Source organism: Kribbella sp. (assembly GCF_035655035.1).
Classification (GTDB): domain Bacteria; phylum Actinomycetota; class Actinomycetes; order Propionibacteriales; family Kribbellaceae; genus Kribbella.
Genome location: NZ_DASRVN010000003.1, coordinates 1 through 6,166, shown reverse-complemented (window position 1 = coordinate 6,166; position 6,166 = coordinate 1). Strand labels below are relative to the sequence as shown.

General features: G+C 71.3%; 4 protein-coding genes. 2 read left to right on the top strand and 2 right to left on the bottom strand.

Going from position 1 to position 6,166, the window contains the following annotated elements; genetic code table 11:
- Both VFF46_RS00075 and VFF46_RS00070 read left to right on the top strand, forming a co-directional pair.
- Positions 1-1,461: PD-(D/E)XK nuclease family protein (locus VFF46_RS00075; protein WP_325034864.1), on the top strand; the 1,461-nt coding region annotated here is incomplete at its 5' end.
- A gap of 33 nt (positions 1,462-1,494) precedes the next feature.
- The gene (locus VFF46_RS00070) at positions 1,495-5,037 is read left to right on the top strand and encodes a UvrD-helicase domain-containing protein (RefSeq protein ID WP_325034863.1); all 3,543 of its coding nucleotides are present in this window, start codon (positions 1,495-1,497) and stop codon (positions 5,035-5,037) included.
- Here the strand turns inward: VFF46_RS00070 and VFF46_RS00065 are convergent.
- Both VFF46_RS00065 and VFF46_RS00060 read right to left on the bottom strand, forming a co-directional pair.
- Complete coding sequence (locus VFF46_RS00065; RefSeq protein WP_325034862.1) at positions 5,034-5,435, bottom strand: hypothetical protein; 402 nt, start codon at positions 5,433-5,435, stop codon at positions 5,034-5,036. The two genes, VFF46_RS00070 and VFF46_RS00065, sit on opposite strands and share 4 nt — an antisense overlap.
- A 27-nt stretch (positions 5,436-5,462) precedes the next feature.
- On the bottom strand, positions 5,463-6,166 hold a 704-nt coding region (locus tag VFF46_RS00060; protein ID WP_325034861.1), incomplete at its 5' end, for a LysE family transporter.

Here is a 6,166-nt window from a genome sequence, read left to right as displayed (position 1 = left end):
GAGGATCTGTATCCGGGGCGCGTGCACGAGGACGCGCTGCTCCCCCATCGGGTGCGGGAGGCGGCGGCGCCGGAGCTGGCGTCGTTCCGGGATCGGCTGGACGAGAAGCAACGGCATCTGCTGGTCGCGTTCTCGGCGGGTGCGCGGGTGGTGGCGTCGTTCCCGCGCGGCGATCTGCGCCGGTCGTCGCGGCGGTTGCCGACGCGCTGGCTGCTCGGTTCGTTGCGCGAGCTGACCGGGGATCACGCGCTGCCCGCGACACAGTGGGATCGGTACGACGCTGTCCTGCGCACGTCCGCGTCGTACGCCGGTTCGTTGACGACGGCAACGATGCCGGCGACCGAGCAGGAGTGGCAGACGCGGGCCGCTGCGGCGCGGTTGTGGGTGCACGACGGCGTCCTCGTCCGGGCGCGGGAGTTGTTGCGTGGGCGCGCGTCGATGGCGTTCACACGGTTCGACGGGGATCTGTCCGGGGTCTCGGGGCTGCCGGAGTTCGCGGTCGAAGAGCGGATCGCGTCACCGACCTCGCTGGAGTCGTACGCGACCTGTCCGCACGCGTACTTCGTGGAGCGGTTGCTGCAGGTGGAGCCGCTCGAAGCTCCGGAAGACCTGCTGGTCATCTCGCCGGTGCAGATCGGGAACCTGATCCACAACAGCCTGGACGCGTTCGTTTCGCGGTTGGCCGGTTCGCTGCCTGGGTACGGCGAGCCGTGGACCGAGGAGCAACGCAAGCTGCTGCTGGCGATCGGCGCGGATCTCGCCGATCGGTTCGAGGCGGAAGGGCTGACCGGGCATCCGCGGTTGTGGCAGCGCGAGCGGATGCGGATCCTCGGCGACCTGATGGTGCTGCTCAGCGACGACGACCGGTGGCGCGCGTCCCGGTCCGCCTCCGTGGTTGCCAGCGAGCTCCGGTTCGGGTTCGACGGCGAGCCGCCGGTGGAGATCCCGGTGCCGTCCGGGCGGGTGCTGCTGCGCGGATCCGCGGACAAGGTCGACCTCGGCGCGGACGGGACGATCTACGTGACCGACGTGAAGACGGGCGGCTTCTCGCGGTACGAGGGCATCGAGTCCGACCCGGTCGCGGGCGGGACCAAGCTGCAGCTCCCGGTGTACGCGTACGCCGCCCGCGCACGGCTGGGCGAACCCTCCACCCCGGTCGAGGCGTCGTACTGGTTCGTCCGCCGTGGCGGCAAACGGATCCCGGTCCCGCTGACCCCGGAGGTCGAGGCGCGGTACGTCGACACGCTCGACGTGATCGTGTCCTCGATCGCGGCCGGCCACTTCCCACCGAAGGCACCCGAGGTCCCGGACTTCCTGTGGGTGCAGTGCCCGTACTGCAACCCCGACGGCCTCGGCCACAGCGAGGTTCGCGCCCGCTGGGACCGCAAGCGCCACGATCCTGTCCTCGAGCGCCTGGTCCGATTGATCGACCCGACCGCACTGGAGGCTTCGGATGACTAGCCTCCCTCCTTGCTGGGCCGAGAGGAGCTTCGGATGAGTGAGTTGTTGCTCGACGACGAGGCTCGCGAGCGGATCCGGACAGACACCGATTCGACCCTGTTCGTCGAGGCGGGCGCCGGGTCCGGGAAGACGCACGCGCTGGTCGAGCGGGTGCGGACGCTGGTGCTGCGGGACGGCGTACCGCTGAGCACGATCGCGGCCGTGACGTTCACCGAGAAGGCCGGCGCGGAGCTACGGGACCGGTTGCGGGTCGAGTTCGAGAAGGCGCGGCGTACGGAGGTCGGGCAGCTCGCGGACGCGGCGCTGGACGATCTGGACTCGGCGTCGATCGGTACGCTGCACGCGTTCGCGCAGCAGATCCTGCTCGCGCACCCGATCGAGGCCGGGCTGCCGCCGATCATCGACGTACTGGACGAGGTCGGCTCCTCGGTCGCCTTCGAGGAGCGGTGGGCCGAGCTGCAGCAGCTGTTGCTCGACGACGACTCGATTGCCGAGCCGTTGCTGCTGGCGATGGCGGTCGGTGTCGAGCTGAAGCATCTGCGGTCGCTGGCACGGCTGTTCGGCAACGACTGGGACCTGATCGCGGACCGGGTACTCGTCGAGCCGCCGGAGCTGGTGGCGATGCCGGACCTCACCGGGCTTATCGCGGCGGCCGCGCAGATCGGCGCGGTGGCCGAGACCTGCCTCGACCCCGAGGACCGGCTGCTGCCGAAGGTGGTCCAGATCCGCGAGCTCGGTCTGATGCTGGAGGGGGCGTCCGACCAGGAGACACAGCTGTCGTTCCTGCAGGCGCTGCGCGGGCTGAAGGTGGGCCGGATCGGGCGCAAGGAGAACTGGCCGGACATCGCGAAGGTGCGCGGCGACTGCACCGAGGTGGTCGAGGTCGCCGGTTCGCTGGTCGAGCTGCTGCTCGATGCTTGCCTTCGGCATCTTTCGCACTGGATCGCGGAGCGGGTGCTGGAATCGGCCGAGCTGCGGCGGGCGGACGGGCGGCTCGAGTTCCACGACCTGCTGGTCCTGGCCCGGGACCTGTTGCGCCGGGACGCCGGCGTACGCGCGGAGCTGCAGGAGCGGTTCGAGCGGTTGCTGCTGGACGAGTTCCAGGACACGGACCCGATCCAGATCGAGCTCGCGGTCCGGATCGCCGGCGGGGCGGACGCGTCGGCGCCGGACTGGCACGACGTCGAGGTCCCCGAGGGCCGGCTGTTCGTCGTCGGCGACCCGAAACAGTCCATCTACCGCTTCCGCCGCGCGAACATCGCCACCTACCTCACCGCCCAGGAACTCCTCGGCGAAACCGTCGCCCTGACCACCAACTTCCGCACGGTCCCACCGATCCTGCAATGGATCAACACCGTCTTCACCACCCTGATCCAACCCCACGAGGCCGCCCAACCCGCCTACCAATCCCTGACCCCCCACCGCACCACCCCCGGCACCCCGGGCTCGTCCAGTGCCCTGGGCACGCCCGGCGCCTCCACCCCACCCGGCGCCCCCGGCTCCTCCGGTCCTGGCGGTCCGGGCGGTCCGGGGCGCGGCGCCCCCGCCCGCCCAGGCACCCCCGGGCGCCCGTCCACCCCCGACCACCCCACCCCCGTCGAGGGTGATCAGCTCTCGATCTTCGACGAGCCCACGCTCTTCGACGAACCGCACCAGGACGGAGCTGACCAGCTCACCGACCTCGCGGACGTGCTCCCGTTCCGCCGCCGCGGCGACGCCGTCGACGTACCGCTCGAAGAGCCAGCCCAAGAAGACCCGGCCGCCGGCCCCGCCGTCACGATCCTCGGCGCCGTCCCGCACGACGACCTCCCCCGCGCGCAAGCCTCCGTGCTTCGCGAGCGCGAGGCCACCGATGTCGCCTCCGTGATCGAGGAAGCGCTCCGCGACGGCTGGCTGGTGTACGACGACCGCGCGCAGACCTGGCGTCCCGCCGAGGCCGGCGACATCGCCGTACTCGTTCCGGCCCGCACCTCGCTCCCGTTCCTCGAGGACGCCCTCGACCGCGCCGACATCCCGTACCGCGCCGAGGCCAGCTCCCTCGTGTACCAGACCGCCGAGGTCCGCGACCTGCTCGCCTGCGCCCGCGCCCTCGGCGACCCGAGCGACCAGCTCGCGCTCGTCACCACGCTGCGCTCACCACTGTTCGGCTGCGGCGACGACGACCTGTTCACCTGGAAGCGCAACGGCGGCACCTTCACCTTGACCGCGCCGGTCCCGGACCAGCTCCTCACCCACCCGGTCGGCGACGCGATGGAGTGGCTCCGCCGTACGCACTACGCCGCCCGCTGGCTCACCCCCAGCGAAGTGCTCGCGAAGATCGTCGCCGACCGCCGGATGCTGGAGGTCGCCGCGATCGGCCCGCGCGCCCGCGACGCCTGGCGGCGGATCCGGTTCGTGGTCGACCAGGCCCGCGCCTGGTCCGAGGTCGAGCACGGTGGCCTCCGTTCGTACCTCGCCTGGGCCGCCCACCAGGGCGAGGAGACGTCCCGTGTCGCGGAGGCGGTGCTGCCCGAGACCGACGCCGACGCGGTCCGGGTGATGACGATCCACGCCGCGAAGGGCCTCGAGTTCCCGATCGTGATCCTGTCCGGCATGACCGCCTCGCCGAACCGGCAACGCGGCGTACAGGTCCTGTGGCCGCAGTCCGGCGGGTACGCCGTCAAGCTCAAGTCGTCGGTGCAGACCGAGGACTTCGACCTGGTGCAACCGGTCGACGAGCAGATGGACGACTACGAACGCCGCCGCCTGCTGTACGTCGCCGCGACCCGCGCCCGCGACCACCTGGTCGTCTCGCTGCACCGCTCCGGCAACCGCCGGCACACGAGCAACGCGGAGCTGCTCGCAACCGCCGGCGGCGTCGAGGCCCCCAACTCCACGCTCTTCACCGGCCCTCCGGTTCCAGACCGCGAGCCGACGGCCGCCCCCGACGTGTCCCCGCCGATCCCCCGCACTGAATGGGAATCGCGCGCCGCCGCGGCGCAGGCCGCGAGCCGGCTCCGTTCCGCGCAGAGCGCCTCCGGCCTCGAAGGCACCGGCCCGGACGCGACCCTCACCGACGTCGACCCCGGTACGGCGAAGGGCGCCCGCGACGTCGAGCTGCCGCCGTGGTCGAAGGGCCGCTACGGTACGGCGATCGGCCGCGCCGTCCACGCCGTACTGCAGGTCGTCGACCTCTCCACCGGCGCCGGCCTGGACGCCGCCGTGTCCACCCAATGCCTCGCCGAAGGCGTGCTCGAGTTCACCGACATCGTCACCGCACTCGTCCGCTCGGCACTCGCATCCGACGTGGTGCAGCGCGCCGCGGCCCGCGAGCACTGGCGAGAGTCGTACGTCGGCACCGTGCAGCCCGACGGCACGGTCCTCGAAGGTTTCGTCGACCTGATCTACCGCGAGGACGACGGCCGCCTCACCATCGTCGACTACAAAACCGACGCCATTCCGGCAGCAGCCCTGGACAGCCGGGTCGCGTACTACGCACCACAACTCCAGGCCTACGCCCAGATCCTCCCGAACACCGGCCCCCCGATCCTCCTGTTCCTCAACCCGGGCACCGCGGTCGAGCGGCCCATACCCTAGCTCCTCAAATAGCCACGCAGTACGTCGATCCAGCGGTCGAACGCGTCGAGGTGCGCGTCGTGACTGCCGCTGGCGATCACGGCCCGCTCGGTCTGCGGGCGGCGGCGGATCAGCTCGTCCTGCTGTTCCGCCGTGAACATGCCGTGCTCCGCGAAGACCGCGAGCGTAGGCGGCTCGAGCTGCTCCCACTCCGGCCAACGGTCCTCCTGCACCGCGGCGATCGTCGCCCGCATAACGTCGGCGTCGAACCGCGCCCGCAACCCGTCCGCCCGGAAGCTGTCGCTCAACGCGTCCGCCGTCGGCAGCAGCTCGCGGGAACTCCCCGCGAGGCCGTGCAGCAGCACGACCACCGGACCGCTACCGCCGCGATCGGTCACCGCGAGCTCCACGTCCCCCACGCCGAATCATCACCGGCTCATTCTCCGTTAGGCGACGAGTCGCACCGCAAGGACGACGATGAGCGCGCTCGAAGCGAGTGCCGTCGCGAGTCGTCCGCGCGCACCGGTCAGCACCCGTCCGAGCAGCGCGCCGCCGCCCGCGAGCAGCAGTTGCCAACTCGCCGACGCCACGAACGCCGCCAGCACGAACACGATCCGCCCGCCGATGCCCGCGACACCCGATCCCCCGAGTACCAGGGCCGCGAAGTAGATCACCGTCCACGGGTTGAGCATCGTCATCCCGAGCATCCCGAGGTACGCCGTCCACGCGCCGACCGGGGTTTCCTGTTGCAGCGCGTCGATCCGGTGCTCGCGATACCGCCGTACCGCCTTGGCCGCGCCCAGCACCGCGAGACCGATCAGCACCAGAACCGATGCCCAGCGCAACGGTTCGACGATCGGCACGAGGAACGGCGCCAGTACCGAACCCGCTCCCGCGGCGACCGCCGCGTACACGCCGTCCGCCGAAGCCACGCCGAGTGCGCCGAACACCCCGATGCGCAACGAACTCCGGGCCGTCAAGGCCACCAGATAGGTCCCGACAGGGCCGACCGGCACGGCAACGCCGTACCCAGCCAGCAGCCCCGCGACGACCAGCCCGATCACGACTGACCGGGCATCGACCTCCAGCAACGACCGGCCTGCTGCTGAACCCGAGCCGCAACGGCCGCAGGTCCCATCAGCAACAGTCC